At 70.9% G+C, this 22,520-nt stretch carries 18 protein-coding genes; 7 read left to right on the top strand and 11 right to left on the bottom strand.

What is annotated here, in order from left to right:
- Window positions 1-4 precede the first annotated feature (4 nt).
- From Msi02_RS15575 to Msi02_RS15560, 4 genes are all read right to left on the bottom strand, one after another.
- Window positions 5-1,831, bottom strand: a complete 1,827-nt coding sequence (locus tag Msi02_RS15575) for a DUF4434 domain-containing protein (protein ID WP_204049017.1) — start codon at window positions 1,829-1,831, stop codon at window positions 5-7.
- A gap of 112 nt (window positions 1,832-1,943) precedes the next feature.
- Window positions 1,944-3,032 (bottom strand): glycosyltransferase, encoded by a 1,089-nt coding sequence (locus tag Msi02_RS15570; RefSeq protein WP_204049016.1) that lies wholly within the window; start codon window positions 3,030-3,032, stop codon window positions 1,944-1,946.
- A gap of 14 nt (window positions 3,033-3,046) precedes the next feature.
- On the bottom strand, window positions 3,047-4,309 hold the full coding sequence (locus tag Msi02_RS15565; RefSeq protein ID WP_204049015.1) for a nucleotide sugar dehydrogenase: 1,263 nt from the start codon (window positions 4,307-4,309) through the stop codon (window positions 3,047-3,049).
- Window positions 4,310-4,419: 110 nt separating this feature from the next.
- Window positions 4,420-6,087, bottom strand: a complete 1,668-nt coding sequence (locus Msi02_RS15560; RefSeq protein ID WP_079314611.1) for a glycosyltransferase family 4 protein — start codon at window positions 6,085-6,087, stop codon at window positions 4,420-4,422.
- Between the two features lie 62 nt (window positions 6,088-6,149).
- Between Msi02_RS15560 and wecB the strand changes: the two genes are divergently transcribed.
- The 6 genes from wecB to Msi02_RS15530 all read left to right on the top strand — a co-directional run bounded on the left by wecB (window position 6,150) and on the right by Msi02_RS15530 (window position 14,212).
- Window positions 6,150-7,277 (top strand): non-hydrolyzing UDP-N-acetylglucosamine 2-epimerase, encoded by a 1,128-nt coding sequence (gene wecB, locus Msi02_RS15555; RefSeq protein ID WP_204049014.1) that lies wholly within the window; start codon window positions 6,150-6,152, stop codon window positions 7,275-7,277.
- 81 nt (window positions 7,278-7,358) lie between these two features.
- Window positions 7,359-9,428, top strand: a complete 2,070-nt coding sequence (locus tag Msi02_RS15550) for a glycosyltransferase family protein (protein ID WP_079314613.1) — start codon at window positions 7,359-7,361, stop codon at window positions 9,426-9,428.
- Window positions 9,429-9,646: 218 nt separating this feature from the next.
- Window positions 9,647-10,576 carry a CPBP family intramembrane glutamic endopeptidase gene (locus Msi02_RS15545; protein ID WP_204049013.1) on the top strand — a complete coding sequence of 310 codons (930 nt, stop codon included), beginning with the start codon at window positions 9,647-9,649 and terminating at the stop codon, window positions 10,574-10,576.
- Window positions 10,577-10,640: 64 nt separating this feature from the next.
- A complete protein-coding gene (locus Msi02_RS15540; RefSeq protein WP_204049012.1) occupies window positions 10,641-11,915 on the top strand; it encodes a sensor histidine kinase in 1,275 nt (424 codons plus the stop codon).
- Window positions 11,903-12,562: a response regulator transcription factor gene (locus Msi02_RS15535; protein ID WP_204049011.1), complete on the top strand. Its 660-nt coding sequence runs from the start codon at window positions 11,903-11,905 to the stop codon at window positions 12,560-12,562. The genes Msi02_RS15540 and Msi02_RS15535 overlap by 13 nt, the downstream gene beginning before the upstream one ends.
- A gap of 129 nt (window positions 12,563-12,691) precedes the next feature.
- Window positions 12,692-14,212 (top strand): MDR family MFS transporter, encoded by a 1,521-nt coding sequence (locus tag Msi02_RS15530; RefSeq protein ID WP_239108432.1) that lies wholly within the window; start codon window positions 12,692-12,694, stop codon window positions 14,210-14,212.
- Here the strand turns inward: Msi02_RS15530 and Msi02_RS15525 are convergent.
- Entirely contained in the window at window positions 14,175-15,584 is a 1,410-nt protein-coding gene (locus Msi02_RS15525; protein WP_204049009.1) for an MFS transporter, read from the bottom strand. The genes Msi02_RS15530 and Msi02_RS15525 overlap by 38 nt on opposite strands.
- A 459-nt stretch (window positions 15,585-16,043) precedes the next feature.
- Here Msi02_RS15525 and Msi02_RS15515 point away from each other — a divergent pair, with 459 nt between their 5' ends.
- Entirely contained in the window at window positions 16,044-16,424 is a 381-nt protein-coding gene (locus tag Msi02_RS15515; RefSeq protein WP_239108431.1) for a helix-turn-helix transcriptional regulator, read from the top strand.
- A gap of 70 nt (window positions 16,425-16,494) precedes the next feature.
- Here the strand turns inward: Msi02_RS15515 and Msi02_RS15510 are convergent, their stop codons facing one another.
- From Msi02_RS15510 to Msi02_RS15485, 6 genes are all read right to left on the bottom strand, one after another.
- Entirely contained in the window at window positions 16,495-18,006 is a 1,512-nt protein-coding gene (locus Msi02_RS15510; RefSeq protein WP_204049006.1) for an SPFH domain-containing protein, read from the bottom strand.
- Between the two features lie 41 nt (window positions 18,007-18,047).
- Window positions 18,048-18,248, bottom strand: coding sequence for an NfeD C-terminal domain-containing protein (locus Msi02_RS15505; RefSeq protein ID WP_030507699.1), 201 nt, complete (start codon window positions 18,246-18,248; stop codon window positions 18,048-18,050).
- A gap of 254 nt (window positions 18,249-18,502) precedes the next feature.
- Window positions 18,503-19,438 (bottom strand): M23 family metallopeptidase, encoded by a 936-nt coding sequence (locus Msi02_RS15500; protein ID WP_204049005.1) that lies wholly within the window; start codon window positions 19,436-19,438, stop codon window positions 18,503-18,505.
- A gap of 163 nt (window positions 19,439-19,601) precedes the next feature.
- Window positions 19,602-20,651, bottom strand: a complete 1,050-nt coding sequence (locus Msi02_RS15495) for an acyltransferase family protein (protein ID WP_204049004.1) — start codon at window positions 20,649-20,651, stop codon at window positions 19,602-19,604.
- 111 nt (window positions 20,652-20,762) lie between these two features.
- Complete coding sequence (locus Msi02_RS15490) at window positions 20,763-21,542, bottom strand: SDR family NAD(P)-dependent oxidoreductase (RefSeq protein WP_204049003.1); 780 nt, start codon at window positions 21,540-21,542, stop codon at window positions 20,763-20,765.
- 160 nt (window positions 21,543-21,702) lie between these two features.
- The gene (locus Msi02_RS15485; protein ID WP_204049002.1) at window positions 21,703-22,515 is read right to left on the bottom strand and encodes an SDR family NAD(P)-dependent oxidoreductase; all 813 of its coding nucleotides are present in this window, start codon (window positions 22,513-22,515) and stop codon (window positions 21,703-21,705) included.
- Window positions 22,516-22,520 lie beyond the last annotated feature (5 nt).

Raw genomic sequence — 22,520 nt, 5'->3', positions numbered from 1 at the left:
CCGGTCAGCCGGTGTTGTGGTAATAGACCGGCTCGGCGGACTTCCTGCCGTCGACGGAGGTGACCTCCACCCGTATCCAGACGCCGTCGGGGACCGTGGCCCAGTCGACCGGGATCCAGATCTTCTCCGTGCCCGCAGGCAGCCCCTGGATCGGCGTGGTGTCGTGCCAGCCCACCGTGGCCGAGTCGACGACCCGCGGCGTGTCCAGGCCCGGCCAGCTCAGCGTGACGTTGGCCCCGCCGACGTGGTAGCCGCGGATCTCCAGGCCGTCCTGGATCTGCCGCGCGCGCCGCTGCGCCTCGATCGGGATCGGGCGGTCCCAGTCCGCGGCGATCTCCTCCGACAGCGACGGCGAGCCGCAGGTGAAGAAGTCGCTCCACATGTACGAGATGATCTTCGACACGTACGGCGCGGCGAGCGTCACCTGCGTGTCCAGCCTGGGCTTGTCGGTGCGCCCGCGGGTGCCCTGACGGCCGCACGCCTCGGTGGAGGTGGACGGCTCGAACGCCTCGACGTTGGCCCACAGCTCCACCTGGACGCCCTCCTGGACCAGCTCCTGCCGGGCCAGCGACATCGCGCGGTAGTAGTCGCGTGTGCTGCCGTAGTAGGCCGTGGCGTACGTGCTCTCCCCGACGACCGGCTTGAGGCTGTCGTCCACCGGCTTGTTCTTCCAGTTGGGCCAGAACAGGCCGACCTTGCCCGTGCCCCGGCCGTCCTGCGGGGCGATGATCTCCACCCCGGTGCGCGCGAGGGCCTTGAAGCCCTGGGCCACCTGGGTGGGCGTGGAGGTGTACTTCACCCGCCTGCGGCTGTCGATGTACGGGCTCACCAGGATCGGCTTGTCCGGCAGTTCCTGTTCGACGATCAGGTGCTGCTCGGCGTACACCTGGAGCGTCTGGACCTTGCTCGGGTCGGGCCAGTCCCGCAACTGCAGCTCGAACGGCTGGTAGACGCCGCCCAGCGACTCGCGGCCCTTGAAGCGGTCGCCGTAGTCCTGGAGGACCCGCCGGGTCAGCGTGGTGAGCGTGCCGATGTGCCGGGGGTCGGCCCGGGTGGACTCCTCGGGGTCGCGCGGCGCGAGCGGCAGGGCGGGGAAGACCTTGATGCCGAACCGGTCGCCGAGGTCGAGCAGTTCGCTGAGGCTGTCCTTGACGCCCGCCGAGACGAGGATCAGGTGGTAGCCGCGCCCCTCGCGGGCGAAGTCGCAGGTCGGGTCGTCCGAGCCGTCCTCGGGCGCGAGGAGCCGGAAGAAGACGGCGTCCCCCACGACGACCTCGTGTTCCATCTGCGGGCAGCGGAAGATGCCGGGGCCGAACCGCTCGTCGGTGCGGTAGACGTACGTCCCCGTGATGCGATTGCCCGGGTTGGCCGCCTGAAGGTCCTTTTCCGCCGCCTTCATGCAGGACAGCCCGTTCTCCACGCAGCGGGCGTACCTGGCGTCGGGCTTGGGGTCCTTCCCCTCGGGCGTCGACGCCTCCAGGATCTGGCCCGTGTCGTCGGTCTCGCGCGGCGACAGGCCGAAGCCGAGGCGCACGACCGTGTCCCCGCCGAGGCGGTGGATGGCCTCCAGCTGGCGCCGCCAGGTGCAGGGGTCGGAAGCCGGGATCAGCCAGTAGCCGCTCACGGCGTACGGCGTGGTCGCCGCGGTCTCGAACGTCCCGCAGGGGTCGGTGAACTCGCTGTGCGCGGGCGACCCGATCAGGGGGGTCGAGGGGGCGGTCTGCCCGGCGCTGGCGGTGCCGGAACCGGTGCTCCCGTCACGAAGAACGATCACCACTGATGCGACACCGGCGAGAATCGCCACGCCCAGGATCAGAGTGAGCCAGCGCACTTTCAGGACACTACCGCCCGTCGTTCAAATGATCTTGCCGCGCCCAGACTACCCGGAGGTTCGCACTGCGCGACCGGCGTCGTGGGCCGCCGCGGCAGTGTTCACCCCGCGTTCAGCTCTTGACGCCCGCCCACGCCTCCAACTGCGTGACGAACCGGCGTGCGGAGTTGGGCCAGTGGTGGTTCGCGCGTGCGGCGGCGTAGCCGCGCCCACCGGTCCCGATCCGTTCGAAGGGGTTGTCCCTGAGCTGGAGCACCGCCCGCGCCACCGCCTGGGGGTCCTGCCAGGGGACGACCAGGCCGCACTGGTAGCGCTCCACCAGCTCCACGGCCCGCGGCGAGGGGGTGGTGATGACCGGGATGCCGTGCGCCATGTACTCCACGATCTTCGTGGGCATCGAGTGGCGGTAGTTGGGCTCGTCGTGCAGCAGCGAGAGCCCGGCGAGCGCGCCGTCGAGCCGCTTGAGCGCCTCGTCGTTCGGCATGAAGTCGCGCCACTCGAGCACGCCCTCGGCGACGGCCTCGTTCAGCAGAGGGCGGCTCTGCGGGTCGGCGTAGCCGATGAGCTCCACGGCCACCCGGTGCGGCTGGAGCAGGCGGGCCACCTCGACGGCCTCCTGGACGCCCCGGGCCTCCGACAGCCAGCCGAGGTAGACGACGCGGTCGTCGCCGGGCTGGCTGACCCGGTCGGGCACCCATGTCTCGTTCGGCACCACGAGGTGCTGCTGCTTGAACCGGCCCGCGTACGCCGCCTCGGCCAGCAGCAGGTGCAGCCGGCGCTCGGCGGTGGTCTCGAGGAGCCGGGCGAGGAAGCGCATCGGCGGGCGCAGGAACGCCGGCAGCCACGGCTTGAGCGACAGCGTCGCGGGGGTGTCCTCGTGGACGTCCCAGACGACCGGCGGGCGACCGCGCACCCCGGCGACCGCGAACAGCAGCTCGGGGTCGTGGATGAGGGCCAGGTCGACCTTGCCGCGCATGCTCTTGAAAAGCTTGCGGGCCGCCCGCACCGCCGCCAGGCGGCGCCGCTCGGCGGCCCTGGGCAGGTCCACACCCGTCACCCACGAACGCGGCACGACTCCCCGCGCGGTGTACGGCGCGGCGTACGTGACCTCATGACCGGCGTCGACGAGCGCCCGGATCTGCCGGTGCAGGATCCGGGCGTCCTCGGGGTGATGCACCACGGTCATGACGAGCACGTGCACGCGCGAAACCCTTCCTACAACCGCTCGACGCGTTCGCTCGTGGCCAGCACGCCGCGAGTGTCCAGGACGAGAGAGGCTCGTTCCTCCACGACGTCGAGGTCGAAGGCCGAGTGCTGCTGGAGCAGCACCACCACGTCGGCGGCGGCCACGGCCTCGGCCAGGTCCTCCTCGCGGGGGATCGCCCTGCCCTCGACCGACCACTCCTTCACGTACGGGTCGCAGAAGGACAGGTCGGCGCCCAGCTCCAGGAGCGCCTCGGCCACGGGGATGGCCGGGGTCTCCCGCTCGTCGGCGATGTCCGGCTTGTACGTCACGCCGAGGAGCAGCACGCGCGAGCCGTTCACGGGCTTGCGGGCCCGGTTGAGCAGCCGCTGCACACGGGCCACCACGTACGACGGCATCCGCTCGTTGATCTCCTGGGCCAGTTCGACGAACCGGAAGGGATAGCCGAGCTTGCGCACCGTGTAGGACAGGTACGACGGGTCGACGGGGATGCAGTGCCCGCCGACGCCGGGGCCGGGCAGGAACTTCTGGAAGCCGAACGGCTTGGTGGAGGCTGCCTCGATGGCCTCCCACAGGTTCACGCCGAGCTCGTCGCAGAAGATCGCCATCTCGTTGACGAGGGCGATGTTCACGTGCCGGTAGGTGTTCTCCAGCAGCTTGGCCATCTCGGCCTCGCGGGTGCCGCTGACCGGCACGACCCGCTCGACGAACTGCGAGTAGAAGGCGGCGGCCCGCTCCTTGCAGGCGGGGGTGAAGCCGCCGACGACCTTGGGGGTGTTGCGCAGGCCGAACTTGGGGTTGCCCGGGTCGATCCGCTCCGGCGAGAACGCCAGGTGGAAGTCCTTGCCGGCCACCAGGCCGGACTGCTCCAGGATCGGCCGCGCCAGCTCGTCCGTGGTGCCGGGCCACGTGGTGGACTCCAGCACGACGAGCGTGCCCGCCTGGAGGTGCTCTGCGACGGTCCGGGTGGCGCCCTCGACGGCCGACAGGTCCGGACGGTGGTCCTCGTCCAGCGGCGTCGGGACGCAGATGACGATCGTGCGCGACCGCGACAGCACGGACGCGTCCAGCGTGGCCGTGAAGCCGCCGGTGAGCATCGCGTCGAGGTCGGCGTCCGTCAGGTCGTCGATGTAGGAGCGACCGGCGTTAAGGGCCTCGACCTTGCGGGGGTCGACGTCCAGACCGGCCACTCGCAGGCCCGCCGCCGTGGCCTCCTTGGCCAGCGGCATGCCCACGTATCCCAGCCCGATGATCGTGAGATCGAAGGCTGTCACGACGAGGCCTTGGGGGGAACCTGGGGGCGGAAACAACACTTCATGGTGGCAAAGGTTATCTCAACTCGGAACCAAGCATGCCTGATGCAACACATCCGACTTTCTGCTGTTTATCGACTTTCGGTCAATGACTGGTAGATCCCTTGGTAGGTGCGGGCCAGGCTGCTCCAGGTCCGGTGGGCGGCGACCTCGGCCTTACCGGCCTCGCCCATGACGCGCCGGCGCTCCGGATCGTCGCGCAGCGCGGCGAGCGCCTTCGCCAGCGCGGCCGGATCGCCGGGCGGCACGAGCAGACCGGCTCCCTCGCCGCCGACGAGTTCGGAGAGCGCGGGCAGGTCGCTCAGCACGACCGGCTTGCCGAGCGCCATCGCCTCGACCGGCTTCAGCGGGGTGACGAGGCGGCACACACGCAGGTCCTCGCGTGGGCAGACGAAGATGTCGATCGCCGCCTGCGCCTGCAACGCCTCGTCCGGGCCCACCCGGCCGGGCAGGATCGCCTCCTTCAGGCCGAGCCGTTCGACCTGTTCGAGCAGCGCGGGCCGCTCGGCCCCGTCTCCGACCAGCAGGACCTTCACCGGCGTTCCCGCGTCGCGCAGCAGCGCGGCGGCGCTCAGCAGCGTGGCGAAGCCCTCGTAGGCGACGATGCTCGACACCGAGCCCACGACGATCTCGTCCCGGCCGATCCCGAACCGGTCGCGGAACGCCTCACCGTCGTAGTCGGCCGTCAGCAGGGAGTCGTCCACGGCGTTGGGCGCGAGGAAGATGCGCTCCCTGGGCACGCCGCGCTCCACGATCTCGGCGGCCATCGTCTCGGCGAGCGTGACGACCGCGTCGGCCTCGCGCATGATCTGCGCCTCACGCTCACGCTGCAGCTTGTGCCGCTCGCTGCCGACCCTGGCGGGGTCGCGGGAGACCCAGGTCTCCTCCAGGAAGCCGCGCACCTCGTACACGAAGGGCGTGTTCGTCCGCTCGCGCACGGCGAGCGCGACCGAGCCGTTGCGGTGGTCGGTCGCCGCGTGCAGGACCTGCGGACGGAGGGTCCGCACCAGCTCCGAGACGTCCGCGGCGCCGCGGATCATCCGCCCCTGGCTCTCGAACGGCACCTCGTCCTTGGGCAGCAGCCGGTAGTAGGGGATGCCGTCGATCTCCTCGTACGGCTCGGCGTCGGTGTGCCCCTGGAGCATGGGCCAGCCCCAGCTCGTCACGACGTGAGGGTCGAGCCCGGCCGCCTTCTGGGCGGTGACGATGCGGTGGGTGCGCACGGTGTAGCCGGCCTGCGTGTACGGCAGGGCGTTGGTGACCATGTGCAGCACCCGGCCGGGCATCCGCTCGCCCATGATGATCTTCGGCTTGGGCGGGATCGGGTTCGGTCCGAGCGCGGCCTTCTCGCCCTCGTAGTAGGCCATCCTCCGGCGGACGAACGGCCAACGGGCATGCGGCTGGAGCACCCCGACCGCGTCGGACATCCGGCCGGCGTCGAAGTGGGCCTTGGCGTCCCGCAGCGGGCCCTTGGCCGCGCGCTGCAGGATCTTGCGGGTCCTGACCTTGACGAACCGGGCCGCGGGCCAGGCGACGCGGCCGACGACCGGGCGCACCCCGGCGGGCATGGCGTCGGCGGCGGCCTGCGCGACCCGCATGGGGTCGGACTTGACCTTGCTCACGAAGATCCGGGAGACGAGAACCGGGTTTTTCGCGAACCCCCGGAGGAATCCGCCGAGGCCGGCCTTCGCGGACGCGGCGGACACGGCCTTTGCGGGCTTGTTGGCCTCGGTTTCCACGGCGCGACCGTACCATAGGCAACGTTTGTCCCAGCTCGGAGAGAAGACGAAAGGCGAGGTAGATGAGAGACAACCCCCTCGTCCTGCACGTACTGGGCGCCCGGCCCAACTTCGTCAAGGCGGCCCCGGTCGTCAGGGGGCTGGCCGAGCTCGGAATCCGGCAGGGCATCATCCACACCGGCCAGCACTACGACGCGCTGATGTCGGACGTGTTCTTCGCCGATCTGGGGCTGCCCGAGCCGGTCGCGAACCTCGGCGTCGGCAGCGGCACCCACGCCCGGCAGACGGCCGCCCTGCTCACAGGGCTGGAGGACGTCGTGCTCGAACACCGCCCGGCGCTCGTGGTGGTGTACGGCGACGTGAACTCGACGCTCGCGGCGATCCTCGTGTGCGCCAAGCTGCACGTGCCGACCGCGCACGTCGAGGCGGGCCTGCGCTCCTTCGACCGGGACATGCCGGAGGAGGTCAACCGGGTCGTCACCGACGCGCTGTCGGACCTGCTGTTCGCCACCTCGCCCGAGGCGCTGTCGCACCTGGCCAACGAGGGCGTGGACCCGGCGAAGGTGCACCTCGTCGGCAACCCGATGATCGACAGCCTGTTCGCCGCGCTGCCGAAGCTCGACCCGGCGCCCGTCCAGGAGCGACTGGGCATCGACGGCAGGTACGCGGTGGCCACGCTGCACCGCCCGGCGAACGTGGACGATCCGGAGGCGGCCCGCGAACTGGTCGACGCCGTGCTCGGGGTGGCCGAGCAGGTGCCGGTCGTCGTACCGCTCCACCCGCGCGGCCGGCAGCGGCTGGCGGAGGCCGGGCTCGTGGACCGGCCGAATCTGAAGATCGTGGACCCGCTCGGCTACGTGGACTTCCTGTCCCTGGTGCGCGGCGCCGCCCTGGTGGTGACCGACTCCGGCGGCGTCCAGGAGGAGACGACCATGCTGGGCGTGCCCTGCCTGACCGTCCGGCCCAACACCGAGCGGCCGATCACCGTGACCCACGGCACCAACCGGCTCGTCACCCCCGCCTCGCTCCCCGCCGCGGCGTCCAAGGCGCTCGGGGACGGCGCGGCCACACCGAGCGGCGAACTGCCGCCGCTGTGGGACGGCGCGGCCGGGCCGCGGATCGCCCGCGTCATCGAAGCCTGGCTCCGCGACGACAACCTCTCCCCCGCCGCCAAGGGCCGGGCGCGCTAGCGACCAGCCCTGAATCTCCCTATATAGGCATAAAGGCCGCGTTGACCCCCGTACGATGACCCTTCCGTAAAGGGGAGAGGTATGGCTGAGACCGAAGAGACTCCTGAAGAGCCCCGCTTCCAGCGGCTGGGGCCGGTGAACTGGCTGCCCGAGGAGCGCAAGCACGTCGAGCAGTACGAGCAGCGGATCCGCGACCTGGAGAACCGGCTCGCCTACCAGGAGGCCCGTGCCGACTACGCCCTCTGGAGGCTTCAGGCCACCCAGACCCAGAAGCCCTACCGGGTCGCGCAGGTCCTGACGAACGCGGCGAAGCCCAAGAAGATCGTCCGGCTGCCGCGCGACCTCAGCAAGGCGATGAAGGACGGCAAGAAGGCCCCCAAGGCGCCGCCCTCCGCCATCGAGGTCGCCGCCGCCGCCGAGGCGCGGGGTCCCGAGGTCAAGATCCCGAGCCTCAAGTGGCCGGACGGCCCGGTCGTACGGCCTGACCTGCGGGTCGCGGTGATCCTCGACGACTTCTCCCGCATGGCGTTCAAGTACGAGTGGGACCAGATCGAGTTCGGCCTGAACGACTGGCGCGAGGTCTTCGCAGAGAAGCGTCCCGAGATGCTGTTCTGCGAGTCGGCCTGGCACGGCAACCAGGGCCGCTGGCGCTACCAGATGACCGGGACCAACGCGCCGAAGCAGGAGCTGCGCGACCTGATCGCCTGGTGCCGCGAGGAGGGCATCCCCACGGTCTTCTGGAACAAGGAGGACCCGCCCAACTTCGACTTCTTCATCGACACGGCCAAGCTGTTCGACTACGTGTACACGTGCGACGGCGACATGATCCCGAAATATCGCGAGATGCTGGGTCATGACCGTGTCGGCGTGCTGCAGTTCGCCGCCCAGCCCCGGATCCACAACCCGATCCAGACCAAGCAGGGCCGGCCGTACGACGTCGTCTTCGCGGGCATGTACTTCCGCGACAAGCACCCCGAGCGGCGCGAGCAGATGGAGACGATCCTCGCGCCCGTGCGCCCGCTCGGCCTGCACATCTACGCCAGGAACGCCTCGGTGGCCGACAAGTACGCCTGGCCGGAGGAGTACCGCCCCCACATCGTGGGCGAGCTGCCGTACGAGCAGATGCTGGCCGCGTACAAGATGTACAAGGTCTTCCTGAACGTGAACTCGGTGATCGACTCGCCGACCATGTGCGCGCGCCGGGTCTTCGAGCTGTCGGCCTGCTCGACCACCGTGCTGTCGGGGTGGTCGCGGGCCATCGAGGAGACGTTCGGCCCGCTCATCCCGGTCGCGCACTCCCAGGAGGAGGCGTACAACCGGGCGATCTACCTGATCAACAGCCCCGAGCTGCGGGCGCGTCAGGGCCACCTGGCGATGCGCGAGGTGTTCGACAAGCACCTGTTCTCCCACCGCGTCGACCAGATCCTCACCGACCTCGGCCTGCCGGTCGTCTCGCGCTCGCGGTCGATCTCCGTGGTGCTGCCGACCAACCGGGCCGGCCAGCTCGAACACGCGATCAGCCAGGTGGCGCGGCAGCGGCACCGCAACCTGGAGCTCGTGCTGGTCATGCACGGCCTGTCGGAGGACCCCGCGGTCGTGCGCGACAAGGCCCTCGCGGCGGGCATCCCGGCCGTGAAGGTGCTGACCGCCGACCCGTCCTGGACGCTCGGCGAGGTGCTCAACCACGGCATCGCCCACGCCGAGGGCGAGCTGATCTCCAAGATGGACGACGACAACATCTACGGCGAGCACTACCTGTCGGACCTGGTCCGCGCCTTCGACTACGCCGACGCCGAGATGGTCGGCAAGGGCGCCCACTACACGTACTTCCCGGACCAGAACGTCACGATCTTCCGACTCCCCGGGCTTGAGCACCGCTACGCCCACCTCATCCAGGGGGCGACGATCCTGGCCAGGACCGACCTGCTGCGGGCGTTCCCGTTCGAGGCGGTCAACGCGGGCGAGGACACCCGGCTCGTGCGGCGCTGCAAGGAGGAGGGCGTCCGCATCTACTCGGCCGACCGGTACAACTTCATCTACATGCGCGGCTCGGACGCCACCGCCCACACCTGGCAGGCGGCGGACTACAAGCTGACCCGCAACGCGCAGTTCTGCTTCGCCGGCAACCCCGAGCCGCACGTGCTCATCTGAGTGGAGGATCGTCGAGGACGCGTCGTGGTCCTCGGCGGTTCGCCTCCGGCCTGCTCCGCAGTCCTCTCACCGTCTCCTGGCCGACGCCCCGACCTGGTCGTTCTCTCCTTGGTACCCCTGGCTGTACCGCCATTGGGCAGCATGCGGGAGCGACCGGGAGGGCCCGCGGCTGATGTGCTGATCGCTGTCGGTCAAGCACTCCCGCAGGAGAAGATGAGATGGCAGTCGACAGCCGGCCGAGGGCCGGGCACCACACGAGTCAGAGCGGGATCCGGGGCTTCATCCGCCGCCGTCCGCTGATCAGCTTCTTCGCCCTGGCCAACCTCATGAGCTGGGCGGCCTGGTTACCCTACGTCCTGTCGAACAACGGCCTGGGCGTCTGGGACTTCGACTTCCCCTCGCTGCTCGGTACGACCCAGTTCGCCGGCGTTCTCCCCGGCGCCTACCTCGGTCCCATCCTCGCCGCGTACATCGTGACCAGGGTCGCGGACGGCAAGGAAGGCGTACGCCGGTGGGTCGGGCGGATGACCAAGTGGCGGGTCGGCTGGGCCTGGTACTTCGTGACCGCCCTCGGCGTCCCCGCCGTCATCATCGCCACCGGTCTCGCGCTCTCCGGCGAAGACGTCCACATGCCGCCCGTCGCCGCGCTGGTCGCCTACGTGCCCGGCCTGCTGCTCCAGATGGTCACCACCGGTCTGGCCGAAGAGCCCGGCTGGCGTGACTTCGCCCTGCCCCGCATGCAGCGGAAGTTCGGCCCGCTGGGCGCCACCGTCATCCTCGGCCCGCTGTGGGGCGTCTGGCACCTGCCGCTGTTCCTGAGCCAGTGGGGCGGGTGGCCGGACGTCACCTGGACGAGGGTCGGCGAGTTCATCGCCTTCGCCTCCGTCTTCAGCGTGGTCGTCACCTGGGTGTTCAACCGGACCGGCCAGAGCCTGCCGCTGGTCATGCTGCTGCACGTCAGCGTCAACAACTTCATGTCGATCGTCTACTCGGACATGTTCCCTTCCATCAACACTCCCGAGCACGCGAGCCATGTCACCCTGCTCGCGGCCACCACGGCGGCGGTCGTGGTGCTCGTAGCGACCCGCGGCCGCCTCGGCTACCGCCCGTCCGAGGAACCCGCGCCGGAGCTCGCCCCGCAGCGCTGAACCAGCGCCGTGGAAAGACCTCAGTTGGGATCTTTGTTCTAAGCTCGTCAGCCCGAGGGGGTGCATGGTGGCGGCGCGTCAGCGGAAGCAGGCCGACATCCGGCGAGACGGCCGGAGAAGTGTCGCCGCACGTGCCCGTGGCGTCCTCCGCGCGTTCGGACACCTCGTCGGCGGCCTCAGCACGGCGCTGCCGGCGTTCGCCGCTCTGTTGTGGATCGTCGTGGCCGGACTCACCTGTGTGATCGGTGTGGGCCTGCTCCTGGTGCCCACCGTGCCGCGGGTTGTACGGTCCGTCGCCGACCGGGAGCGTGACCGGTTGTCCCGCTGGGGGCCGGAGATCGTCGGCTTGGGGCCCGCGCCGGCCGGCGTACGCGCCGCGCTCGCCGATCCGGCCATGCGGCGGGAGCTGCGCTGGCTCCTCGTGCACGGCACGCTGGGCCTGTTCCTCGGCGTGGCCGGGGTGACCATGGTGGCGGACGCCGTGCAGGACATCACGTATCCGCTGTGGTGGCGGGCGCTGCCCGCGGAGGATTCCACCCCGACCCTGGTGTTCTGGGACGTGCACGACGACGCCGACGCCCTGGCGGTCGCGATCCTCGGCGTGGGGATGGCCGTCTGCTTTTTGGCACTCGGGACGGGAATGGCCCGGTTGCAGGCATGGCCGGGACGCCGGCTTCTGGCGCCCGCCGCCGACACCGACCTGTCGCTGCGGATCGCACAGCTGTCGGCCACCCGCGCGGCGGCGCTGGACGCCCACGCCGCGGAGTTGCGGCGGATCGAACGTTCGCTGCACGACGGGGCGCAGAACCGGCTGGTCGCGGTCACCGTGCTGCTCGGCGCGGCCCGCCGCGCGCTGGCCCGTGACCGGGCGGGCGCGGAGGACATGCTCGAACGCGCCCAGGAGACCGCCGAGCAGGCACTGGCCGAGCTGCGTACGGTCGTCCGCGGCATCCTGCCGCCCGTGCTGGCCGACCGGGGGCTCGCCGGTGCGCTCACTGGGCTCGCGGCGAACTGCGGCGTGCCCTGCCGGGTCGACGTCGACGCGCTCGGCAGGTGCCCCGCCTCCATCGAGGCCACCGCCTACTTCGTGACCGCCGAGGCACTCACCAACATCTCCAGGCACAGCCGGGCCCGGCACGCCACCGTGACCGTACGGCGCGCAGGCGACCGGCTGTCCCTGCGAATCGAGGACGACGGCGTCGGCGGCGCGGACGAACGGCACGGCTCCGGGCTCACCGGCATTCGCAGCCGGGTCGAGGCGCACGACGGCCGTCTCACCCTGACCAGCCCGCCCGGCGGGCCGACCGCTCTCGACGTGGAGTTGCCATGCGGATCGTGATAGCCGAGGACGACCCGCTGCTGCGCGAAGGGGTCGCGCTGCTGCTGCGCGCGGAGTCCTTGGACGTGGTGGCCACGACCGACTCCCCGGACGCCTTCCTGGCGGCCGTCGCCACCCACCGGCCCGACGTGGCCATCGTCGACGTCCGGATGCCTCCGACCCACACCGACGAGGGCATCGCCGCGGCCGTCGAGGCCAGGCGCCTTCACCCCGGCCTGGCGGTGCTCGTGCTGTCCGCCTACGTCGAGCAGGCGTTCGCCACCGAACTGCTCGCCGGCGGAACCGACGGGCTCGGATACCTGCTCAAGGAGAGAGTCGGCCGCGTCGACCAGTTCCTCGACGCCCTGCACCGGGTAGCCGCAGGAGGCACGGCCATCGACCCCGAGGTCGTCGCACAACTGCTCACCCGCACCCGCACCGACAGCGGGCTGGAACGGCTGACCGCCCGGGAACACGACGTGCTCGCCCTGATGGCCGAGGGACTGGGCAACACCGCCATCTCCGAACGGCTCTTCGTCACCGAAGGCGCCGTCCACAAGCACATCCGCAGCATCTTCGCCAAGCTCGACCTGGCCCCCACCGACCGGGCGGACCGGAGGGTCACGGCCGTCCTGCGCTACCTGGAGGAAACCCAGCGGCGTGCCTGACGCCTGCACCTGCCGTACGGGCGACGAGGAATGCCGGAGAGTTTGCGATGGTTGCCCTGTTCCGGGATCTTCCCGCCCACCGGCGGGAGGGTCCCGTGTACGTGCACGCCGGACAGGGGAGCCCCACACGTGACCACGACGACCACATCGAAAGGCATCGGGCTACGGTCGGAGCGCGGTCCCGTGCTCGCCGCCATCATGCTCTGCACCGCTCTGGTGGCGCTGGACAGCACGATCATCGCCACCGCGGTTCCGTCGGTCGTCACCGACCTCGGCGGGTTCTCCCAGTTCCCCTGGCTGTTCTCGATCTACCTGCTCACCCAGGCCGTGACCGTGCCCATCTACGGCAAGCTCGCCGACGTGTTCGGGCGCAAGCCGGTGATGTTCTTCGGCATCGCGGCGTTCCTGCTCGGGTCGGTGCTGTGCGGGGTGGCCTGGAGCATGCCCGCGCTGATCGCCTTCCGGGCGATCCAGGGCATCGGGGCCGGCGCGGTGCAGCCGATCAGCATGACGATGGCGGGCGACCTCTACACGGTCGAGGAGCGGGCCCGTGTCCAGGGCTACCTCGCCAGCGTGTGGGGCATCTCGGCGGTGGTCGGCCCGACGCTCGGCGGCGTGTTCTCCGAGTACGTCTCCTGGCGCTGGATCTTCTTCATCAACCTGCCGCTCGGCGCGGTGGCCGCCTGGATGCTCGCGCGGCGCTTCAAGGAGCAGGTGAAGCGGGGCTCCCACCGCATCGACTACCTGGGCGCCGTGCTGCTCACCGTCGGCTCCTCGCTGCTCATCCTCGGCCTCCTGGAGGGCGGCGTCGCCTGGGACTGGAACTCGGCGCCCAGCTTGCTGATCTTCGCGGCGGGCCTCCTCCTGATCGTCGGCTTCGTGCTCGTGGAGCGCCGGGCGGCCGAGCCGGTGCTGCCGCTGTGGGTGTTCCGCCGCCGCACGCTGACCGGCGGCAACCTGACCTCTCTCGGCATCGGCGCCCTCACCATCGGGCTCACCTCGTACGTCCCGACGTACGCGCAGGGGGTCCTGGGCACCGGCGCGCTGGTGGCGGGCTTCGCCCTGGCCGCCCTCACCGTCGGCTGGCCCCTCGCGGCGACGTTCTCCGGCCGCTTCTACATGCGCATCGGGTTCCGCGACACCGCGCTGATCGGCATCGTCGTGGTGGTGGCCGGCACCGTGCTGTGCGCGCTGCTCGGGCAGAACGCGATGATCTGGCAGGTCGCGGCCGCCTGTTTCGTCGTCGGCGTCGGCCTCGGACTGTCGGCCAGCCCCACGATGGTCGCCGTGCAGTCGGTCGTCGGCTGGGAACGCCGCGGCGTGGTCACCGCGACCAACATGTTCTGCCGCTCGATCGGCAGCACGGTCGGGGCCGCCGTGCTCGGCGCCATCTCCAACGCGACGCTGTCGGACCGCTTCGCCCACCCGCCCGCCGACGTCGCGGGACGGCTGCCCGACAGCCTCGACGCCACGAGCCTGGTGCTGAACGCCCAGGACGCGGCGGCCCACTCGGCCACCGCGTCCTTCGTCCGGGGCGCGCTGTACGACGCCGTTCACCACATCTTCATCGCGCTCGTCGTCGTGGCCGTGCTCAGCGTCGCCGCGCTGCTGCTCATGCCCCGCCGTACGACCGAGCTCTCGTTCGACTGACGGCCCGTGTGCGGCGCCGCCATGCCGTACGGGCGGCGGCGGCGCTCAGCGCCCCGGCCACGAGCAGCGCGGCGACGACCGCCAGGGTGAAGCCGGGACCGGTGCTCAGGTAGAGGCCGCCGAGCCCGGCCACGGCGCTGACGGAGGCCAGCACCGGCCCGGTCGAGTTCAACGCCGACAACGCCGAGGCGCGGTCAGGACCCACGATGGCGGCCACCTGCGCCACCAGGGGGCTGTAGCCGGCGGCGTGCCCCGCGCCCGCCAGGAACAACACCGGGAGCGTGAGCGCCGGGTGCCATCCGTCACCGGCGAACACGGCCACGGCCAGGGCTCCCGCGGCGAAGACGGCCGGTCCGGCGACCGGGAGGTCCGACTGGACCCTCTCCGGCAGCCGGGCCCAGGTCAGGCTCAGTGCGGCGAACCCGATCGCGTACGGCACGAAGGCGAGCCCGGCGGCGAGCGGGCCGAAGCCGAGATCGCCCTGGAGATGCAGGGTCAGCACGAACAGGAACGCGCTGTAACAGCCCATCACCATGACACAGGTGATGAGGGCGGCGCGCACACCCGCGGGCCGCAACACGGAGAGATCGAGGAGCGGCAGGCCGCCGCCGCGGACGACCCGGCCTTCGAATCGCACGAAGACCACCAGCAGGACCAGGCCGGTGAGCAGCGAGGCCCAGGCCCACCCCGGCCAGCCGTACTGCCTGCCGAAGATCAACGGAACGATCAGTGCGGTCATCGCCGCGGTCAGCAGCGCGACCCCGCCCAGGTCGAGCCTGCGCGCCACCGGCGGGCTCTCCGGGAGGGCGCGCAGGCCGACGACCATCAGCAGGGCTCCCACCAGGACGTTGACCAGGAAGACCGGCCGCCAGGTCAGCCCGAACAGATCGGCCCCGACCACCAGTCCGCCGATCACCTGGCCGAGGGCGACGCCCAGGGCGAGCACCATCGAGTACAGGCCGATGGCCTGCTTCCGGGCGGCGCCGTCGAAGCGAAGCTGGATCAGCGAGAAGACCTGCGGCACCATCAGCGCGGCCGCCGCCGCCTGGGCGACCCGGGCCGCCACCAGCACCGGCGCGGCGGGGGCGAGCCCGCACAGCAGCGACGCCAGGGTGAAGGCCGCGAGCCCTCCGAGGAAGGCCCTCCGGTGGCCGATCAGGTCGCCCGTACGGGCGCCGGTCACGTTGAGCAGCCCGAGCGTGAGCAGGTACGCCGACGGAACCAGTTGCAGGACGACTCCGCCGCCGCCCAGATCGTGCTGTATCGACGGCAGGGCGACCGTGACGATCGAACCGTCCATCGACGCCATGGTCTGCCCGGTCAGGAGCACGGCGAGCACCGTCCCCGGCCGCGGCCTCGTCAAGGGAGACATGGCCCTCAGGCTCCGCGATCGCGGGCCCCGAGGTCTTGAAGATATTTGCTCGTACAGTGGACCGGTGCGGACATCGAGGACAGTGGTCGAGACGCCGGATTTCTCCGTCCACCTGGTTTCCTGCACAGCTCGGCATCGCACATGGTCGACGCCGGAGCCAGGCGGGTCGTACGGCGTCGTCCTCGTACGCCGTGGAATGTTCGGTGTGCGTAGTGACGGCCACCGTGTGGTCGCCGACCCCACGATGGGCTATGTGCAGAGGCCGGGCGGCGAGTACGCGTTCGCGCATCCCGCCGGTGGGGACGTCTGCACGTTCGTCCTGGTGCGGCCCTCGCTGTGGCACGCCGTGGTGGGGGACGAGCCGCCGCACCCGCGGGTGGCGGTCGACGGCCGGGTCGAGCTCGCGCACCGGCTTCTCCTGCGCACCGGGCACGACTCGGCGGACCCGCCGAACGGCTGGTGCACACGCTCGCGGCGGCGGTCCGTCCGCAAGCCGACCGGCGGAACCCGGACCGCGGCGGCGGCCTGGCGGATCGGGCGCGGGAGGCCATCGTGGCGGACGACCCCGAGTCGGTCGATCTCGTACGGCTGGCCCGGGCGCTGGGGGTCTCACCCTCCCACCTGAGCCGGACCTTCCGCCGGCACGTCGGCATGACGGTCAGCCGCTACCGCAACCGGGTCCGGGTCAGCCGCGCCCTCGCCGGCATCGAGGAGGGGGAGCGGGATCTGGCGGGCCTTGCCACCGCACTCGGCTTCGCCGACCAGGCCCACCTCACCCGTACCATGCGAGCCGAACTCGGCCGTCCTCCCGGCCACCTGCGGCGGCTGCTGTCCGAGTAGAGCGGCTGTCGTCCGAGTACAACGGGCCGCGGGGCCGGCCGGCGGCGTGCGCGGGCCGGCCCGGTGGCCGTCAGGAGGCGGCGTCGATGGCGTTCTTCGTGGTCGGCTCGGCGCCGTTGACGCTCGCGCCGTCCTTGGTGGCAGCCGCGGGGGTGCCGCCGGCGAGCAGGGAGCGGGCCAGGCCCAGCCCGGTGCCGCCCAGCGTGAGCGCCTTCGCCAGCATCTCCTCGATGCCCTGGGCGCCGTTGAGCACCACCATGTGGTCGACGTTGCCGAACGCCTTGGAACCGGCCTCCACGATCTGCGGCCAGTTCTCGGCGAGCTGCTGGGCGATGACGGCCTCCTGGTTCTCCCGCAGCGCCTCCGAGCGGGCCCTGATCGCCTCGGCCTCGGCCAGACCCTTGGCCTTGGCCGCCTCGGCCTCCGCGAGACCCTTCGCCCTGGCCGCCTCGGCCTCCGCGAGACCCCGCGCCTTGGCCGCCTCGGCCTCGCCCAGACCGGTCGCCTTGGTCGCCGCGGCGGCGGCCTCACCGCGCACCCGCACCGACTCGGCGTCGGCCGCCGCCGCCTGCTTGACCTGGGACGCCTGGGCGGCCGCGCGCAGCTCGGTCTCCTTGGCCTCCGCCTCGGCCTGCGCGATGCGCGCGTCGCGCTCGGCCTGGGACAGCGTGACGGTCTCGTACGCCTTGGCGTCGGCGGGCTTGCGGACCTGCGACTGGAGCCGCTGCTCGGCGAGCTGGGCCTCCAGCTCCGCGGCCCTGGTCTCCTGGACGACGACCTCCTGGCGCGCGGTGGCCTCCGACAGCGGGCCGGCCTGCCGGGCCTTGGCCGCCGCCTGGTCCACCTCCGCCTGGTAGCCGGCCTGCTGGATCTGCGACTCGCGGATGGCCGAGGCCTTCTTGGCGGCCGCGACCTGCTCGGCCTCGGTGGCCTCCTGGTCGCGCTGCGCCTCGGCGATGCGGGCCGCGGCGGCGATCTTCGCGGCGTGCGGCTTGCCGAGGTTGGTGATGTAGCCGGTCTCGTCCTCGATCTCCTGGATCTGCAGCGAGTCGACCACCAGGCCGAGCTTGCTCATCTCGTCGGCCGCGGAGCTGCGGGTCTCGCTGGTGAGCCGCTCGCGGTTGAGGATGAGGTCCTCGACGGTCAGGTTGCCGATGATCGAGCGCAGGTGACCGGTGAACAGCTCGTGGATGGCGCCGTTCATCGAGTCCTGCTGGTCGAGGAAGCGGCGGGCGGCGTTCGCGATGCTGGTGAAGTCGTCGCCCACCTTGTAGATGATCACACCGCGTACCTGAACCGGGATGCCCTGCTGGGTCACGCAGTTGACCTGGAGATTCGTCGCCCGGCTGTCGAGCCGCAGCCGCCGGGCGGTCTGGAAGCCGGGCAGCACGGCGGTGCCCTTGCCGGTCACGATCTTGAAGCCGAGGCTGTCGGCCAGCTCGTTCTTCGTGTGGGCGCCGAGGCCCGAGATGATGAGCGCCTCGTTGGGCTCGGCCACCCGCCAGATGGCCTTGAACAGGAGGATGAGGACGATGAGGGCGACAATGGCCACACCGCCCACGACCAGGATCTCCGGGGACATTGGAGCCTCCGCGTAGTGGGGGGACAGGAGGAGGGAGCGAGTCAGACGACCGCGCGAGCGACGTAGACGGTACGCGGGGGCGAATACTCCACGACGACGACGATCGACCCCACCGGGATCTCCTCGTCCGGAATGCTCGGATAGGCGTAGAACGCCTCGACACCCCCGCGGATGGGCACCATCACCTCGCCGACAAGGCCCGGGCCGATCCTGCCCGTGACCCTGCCCTGTCTGCCGACCACCCGCGTCACCCCGTCGTTCGCACCGCTCCTGGCTGCACCGCGAATGCGCAGGTTACCCCGTATCACCCTGCCGTGACAGAGCCGGTTTCCGTACCCAGCCCCGTCGGCCGCGCGATTCGCCCTACTCTGCACCATCACCCTGCAGAACGGGGAGGTAATGACAGAAGTTCCGCATTCCGCAATGCCGTACGCGACCGCCGGGCCGGGGCCGGAATCGGCCCCGGCCCGGCGGCGACCCGGAGTGGCGGCGGAGGTCAGTAGCAGACCTGCATGCCCTGGGAGATCCAGTCGTAGTAGCCGCCACCGCAGCCCAGGTGGTAGAGGTGCCGGGGGCGGGCGTTCTGTCCGCCGTACACCCCGCCCGCGGCGGTGATGGAGGCGTTCTTCATCAGAGAGAAGTGCAGGTGGGCCTCGGATGTGCCGGTGGCCCCGACCGCGCCGATGATCGTGTCGTTCGTGATGGCCTGGCCGGCCTTGACGTAGACGGCGCTGAGGTGACACACGACGCTCCACCACCCGCCGCCGTGGTCCACGATGATGTACTGACCGCAACTCTCCCACCCGGAAGGCGCCCACCCGGCGTACTTGACCGTGCCGGCGCCGCCGGGGGACAGCACCGGATCACCCGCACGCATGCCCAGGTCGACCGCGTAGTACTGGTTCATGTGATCGGTGGTGTTGCAGTTGACGTGGTAGTCGGTGCCGTAGTGCGGATTGGCGACGACGGATCCGGTTCCCCCGTTGGCCGCCGAGGTCAGCGGGGTCTGCAGGAACTTCGAGCTCGGCCAGTCCACGCAGCCGCTCGCCAGCGCCGGCAGCGATCCCGCGTCGCAGTGCGGGATCCCCGGCGAGTAGCCGTCGGTGGACACCGTCGGGGTGTCCATGTACCAGTCGTACACCCAGGTTCCGTCCGCGAGCCGGTCCCAGGTGCGGAACGGCCTGCCGTACTGGACCCGTCCGTCGACCTGGTCCCCGTTGTTGACCTGGCAGCTCACGTTCAGAGCGGTGCCGTTGGGCACGTAGCGGATCACATGGTTGACGTGGGGCTCGCTCTGGATGGCGAGGCCCTGGGCATCGGCACCCGTCACGTGGTAGGTGGCCGCCTGTGCGGGACCGGCGACCCCGAGCACGCCTACGACCAACGCGGCGAGCAGGATCAGGCTTCTCGCCGCTGCCGACGAAGCTTTCATCGCTGTCCTTTCTGCTTCCCGTGCGCCTCCTGTGGACTGAGTTCCGGTTGTAGGAGCGGGATCGTTGGTGCGCACCCGCCGCGGCGCGAATCGCACCAACGAAACAATCCCGGGGCGCCGCCGATCGGTCCGGCAGGGCGTCGTGTGTCCTTCGCGCGTATCGCTATCGCGCCGGCGCGGCCGGCTCCTTCTTCCCCGGCCGGCGGAGTCTGGTGAAGGCCCAGGAGACGTCGGGCTCCACCGCCCAGCGGAACGCCCTGCGTACCGGGGACGTGCAGAGCAGGGCCGCGAGCACGGCTCCGAGGACCGCCATGGCGGCCACGCCGAGCGGGTTGACGAGGGCGTCGTGGAAGCGCTCGGCGACCTTCACGACGAACCCGTGCAGCAGGTAGGCGTACATCGTGGCGGCGCCCAGGCCGGTGAACCAGGTGCGGCGGCCCGGAGTGACCGCGAGGAACGCCATCACCAGCAGGGCGCCGACCGCCAGCATGGCGAGCCGGATCAGCGTGCCGGTCAGGTCGTCCACGCCGATCTGGTGGTTGGAGTGCCGCCAGCGGATCCACTCCGTCGGCACGAGGGAGTGCACGGCGAACGCCGCGGCGAGCGCCGCCGCCAGCACGGCCCCGCCCGCGATCCCCGCCCGGCGTCCGCGCAGGAGGTCGAGGTGCTCCGGCGTGAGCATGAGTCCGAGCACGTAGAACGGCAGCAGGCCGAACGTGCGGTTCATCGACAACTCGTCGGGCAGGGCGCTCGTGCCCGACAGCAGGCACAGCCCGACCGCGATCACCAGGGGATGGCGCAACTGCTGCCAGACCGGCGTGGACAGCCGCCAGAGGAACAGCGACATCAGGAACCAGGTCAGGTAGTACGGGTCGAGCAGGCTGATTTCCAGCTTGCCGTACAGGAGGAAGCGGGGCAGCGAATAGGCCACCTCGAAGAGGACGTACGGCACCGCGAGACCGCTGATGAGCTTGCGCGCTTTACCCGGAGAAAACGTGAAATTTCGAGACAAATAGCCGCTGACGACGATGAAGAGCGGCATGTGGAAGAGGTAGACGAAGAAGTAGAGCGCATGCGCCGCGGGGACGTCCCGCAGGTCCTCGACGAGATGCCCGGAAACGACGAGCACGATGGCCAGGAACTTGGCGTTGTCCAGCAGCGGGTCGCGGGCGACGGCCCTGCCGGACGGGTGGGCGGGAGCGGTCACGATCATGCGGCCGGACCCTAGTCACCCGTCCGTGAGCACCGGCGCAACCGCGGGCGAACAGTGCCCGAACTCTTCCCCCGGCCCCGGCCCTGCCGCCGCGTACGCGGCGACCCGAGCTCAGACGGCCCGGTAGCGCGTGGCGAGCCGCGGGCTCTGGCCTCCGAAGGCGGCGAGTTCGGCCCGGAAGACCGCGTCCAGGAGTCCGGCGTCCTCGACGCCCGGGGCGCAGACGGTCTCGCCCAGCTCCAGGCCGCGCAGGCTGGCCGTGACGACGTCGTCGGCGCTCATGCGGGGCACGGCGCTCATATCGAGGCCCTGACGCTCGTGGAACTCGGTGGCCACCACGCCGGGGCACAGCACCTGCACGGTGACTCCCGTGCCCTCGAGTTCCGCGCTCAGGGTCTGGGACATCGCGACGAGGTGGGCCAGGGTCCCGGCGTAGACGGCCCGGCGGGGCATCTGGGCGTGCGGCGCGGGGCCGCTGAAGGCGATCATCCCCGCCACGTTGACGATCGTGCCCTCGCCCCGCGCCTGCATGCCCGCGACGGCGGCGCGGGTGAGCATCGTCGGGGCGACGACCTTGACGTGCACGAGTTCCCTGGCCTTGGCGGCGGGAAGCTCGGCGAGCGGCATGTAGTGGGACACGCCGGCGTTGTTCACGAGCATGGTCAGCGGCTCGGCCGCGCAGATCTCGGCGACCGTGTCGATGCCCTCGTCGGTCGACAGGTCGGCGGCCACGGTCCGCACCACGACCTCGGGATGGGAGGCGGCGAACTCCTCCAGGCGCTCCTTCCGCCGGCCCACGATCACCAGGTCGTGACCACCTGCGGCCAGGCGCTCGGCGAAGGCCCTGCCGATCCCGGAGGTGGCGCCGGTGACGAGTGCGAGCGTGCTCATGACTGCTGTTCCCTTTCCTCGACCGGCCACGAGGGCCGGAGCGCGGCTCTCGTGGAGCCGGGTCGTGTTCCGCATCCGTGACTCCAGGGTGCGGGGACGACCGGGAGAGCAGCCAGATGACCCGTCTTCCTGGGACTGGCGATACCAGGCCGGCGTTCCTTCAGGCGGACAGCCCCGTGGCGGCCAGGCTCGCGTCCCACAGGGCGGCGGCGAGGGCGGGGTCGGACATCCTCTCCGGCACTCGTATGGGAGCGTTCTTGACGAAGTACCGGCCCGGGTGATCGACCCCGTCGGCGTGGGTGGCGAGGTGGACGATGCGCTCGGCCCCGGCCTCCGGCGGCTCGCCCATGCCGGGGAGGAACCACACCAGCTTCATGAAGAACGTGCCCTCGGCGAACGAGGTCTTGAGCACCCCGGGATGGAGGCATGTGGCGGCCAGGCCGCGCTCGGCGAGTGACACGGTGAACAGCGCGTTGGCCTGCTTGGAGTCGCCGTACTGCAGCCAGCCGTTCCAGCGCCGCCGCTCCCTGGACAGGTCGGCGGGGTCGAGGCGGCCCGTCTTCCCGGCCCGCGACGAGGTGGTGACGACCCGGGCGGACGACGCCGTGAGCCGGTCGAGGAGCAGGTTCGTCAGCAGGAACGGCGCCAGGTGGTTGACCTGCATCATCCACTCGTTGCCGTCCTCGGTGGTCCGGCGGTCGGGCGTCATCACCCCGGCGTTGTTGATCAGCACGTCGATGCGCTCGTACCGCGCCAGCAACTCCGCCGCCAGCCGGCGCACCTGATCGAGGGAGGAGAAGTCCGCGAGGAGCGTGTCCGGACGGCTGCCCCCGGCCTGTTCCGCGCGGTCCGCGACCGCGAGCAGCTTCTCCGGGGTACGTCCGACGAGCACGATTTGGTGACCTCGCCGGGCGAGATCAAGGGCAGAAGCTGCACCGATTCCGGCACCAGCCCCAGTGATCACTGTAATCATCAGTT

The sequence above is a fragment of the Microbispora siamensis genome, assembly GCF_016863095.1.
Taxonomy (GTDB): Bacteria; Actinomycetota; Actinomycetes; order Streptosporangiales; family Streptosporangiaceae; genus Microbispora; species Microbispora siamensis.
The sequence above is the reverse complement of the archived record's forward strand: the minus strand, read 5'-3'. Positions and strand labels throughout refer to the sequence as shown.

Coding starts and splice junctions, on each gene's coding strand:
- wecB (WP_204049014.1), top strand. CDS start 6,150: ATGAGAGACAACCCCCTCGTCCTGCACGTACTGGGCGCCCGGCCCAAC.
- Msi02_RS15550 (WP_079314613.1), top strand. CDS start 7,359: ATGGCTGAGACCGAAGAGACTCCTGAAGAGCCCCGCTTCCAGCGGCTG.
- Msi02_RS15545 (WP_204049013.1), top strand. CDS start 9,647: ATGGCAGTCGACAGCCGGCCGAGGGCCGGGCACCACACGAGTCAGAGC.
- Msi02_RS15540 (WP_204049012.1), top strand. CDS start 10,641: ATGGTGGCGGCGCGTCAGCGGAAGCAGGCCGACATCCGGCGAGACGGC.
- Msi02_RS15535 (WP_204049011.1), top strand. CDS start 11,903: ATGCGGATCGTGATAGCCGAGGACGACCCGCTGCTGCGCGAAGGGGTC.
- Msi02_RS15525 (WP_204049009.1), bottom strand. CDS start 15,584: ATGTCTCCCTTGACGAGGCCGCGGCCGGGGACGGTGCTCGCCGTGCTC.
- Msi02_RS15510 (WP_204049006.1), bottom strand. CDS start 18,006: ATGTCCCCGGAGATCCTGGTCGTGGGCGGTGTGGCCATTGTCGCCCTC.
- Msi02_RS15500 (WP_204049005.1), bottom strand. CDS start 19,438: ATGAAAGCTTCGTCGGCAGCGGCGAGAAGCCTGATCCTGCTCGCCGCG.
- Msi02_RS15495 (WP_204049004.1), bottom strand. CDS start 20,651: ATGATCGTGACCGCTCCCGCCCACCCGTCCGGCAGGGCCGTCGCCCGC.
- Msi02_RS15490 (WP_204049003.1), bottom strand. CDS start 21,542: ATGAGCACGCTCGCACTCGTCACCGGCGCCACCTCCGGGATCGGCAGG.
- Msi02_RS15485 (WP_204049002.1), bottom strand. CDS start 22,515: ATGATTACAGTGATCACTGGGGCTGGTGCCGGAATCGGTGCAGCTTCT.